Genomic DNA, 374 nt, shown 5'->3' with positions numbered 1-374 from the left:
CACCACCAGTCTTGCAGCACGGGCAGCAGCAGGCCTTGCTCGATATGAGGCTGCACGAGATCGAACGGTACATAGGCCAGGCCATTACCATCGAGCGCCGCCTGCAGCATCAGCAAGGTATTGTTGAAGGTCGTCTGCCCTTCCACACGCACGCTGAGCGACTTCCGTCCCTTCTTGAATTCCAACGCATACAGGCCGCCGTGTGTGGGCAACCGAAGGTTGATGCAACGGTGCATGGTCAGGTCATGCGGGCTGGTGGGAAGCTGCTTTCCTTCCATATAGGCGGGCGATGCGGCTACTGCCATGCACAGGTCGGGCGCAATCCGGACCGCGACCATGTCCTTGTCCACGCGATCGCCGTTGCGTATGCCGGC

At 60.7% G+C, this 374-nt stretch carries 1 protein-coding gene; it reads right to left on the bottom strand.

All coding sequences use genetic code 11. The features are described 5' to 3' along the window. On the bottom strand, nucleotides 1–350 hold a 350-nt coding region (locus tag NCR39_RS29505), incomplete at its 3' end, for a LysR substrate-binding domain-containing protein (protein WP_250456323.1). Between the last annotated feature and the right edge of the window lie 24 nt (nucleotides 351–374).

Origin of the sequence: Caballeronia sp. ATUFL_M2_KS44 (assembly GCF_023630965.1) — a bacterium.
Classification (GTDB): domain Bacteria; phylum Pseudomonadota; class Gammaproteobacteria; order Burkholderiales; family Burkholderiaceae; genus Caballeronia; species Caballeronia concitans.
Note: the sequence above shows the minus strand (reverse complement) of the source record. Positions and strands in the feature narration are given on the sequence as shown.